The 262-nt window shown below is 62.2% G+C and carries 1 protein-coding gene; it reads right to left on the reverse strand.

Features of this window, described 5'->3' with window-relative positions; genetic code table 11:
- Positions 1 to 254, reverse strand: a 254-nt coding sequence (locus tag ACR9ZK_RS22355) for a hypothetical protein (protein ID WP_481344127.1), incomplete at its 3' end; no start/stop codon positions are given.
- Positions 255 to 262: the final 8 nt, after the last annotated feature.

The raw sequence follows: 262 nt of genomic DNA on the forward strand, positions 1-262 counted from the left end.
GGCACGTCCTTGCGGTCGTACTCGAAGCGCTCATCGCTGCTGAAATCGCAATCCTGCTTGAGCAGCTTGCGCGCGTAACCCACGCGCTCGCCCACCCGCTGCTTGTAGACCGCAAACACCTGGAACGCCGGCTCCAGCTCGCCGCCGCGGGTGGCCGACGAAATATTCGATTCGAACGGGGCGAACCTGGTGATGTCCGCCTGGGTGAAGAACTGCTTGCTGCCGTCGAGCGATTCCAGGTAACGCTTGAACACGTCCTTGG

The organism is Monashia sp. HAY1-5C, assembly GCF_056755255.1.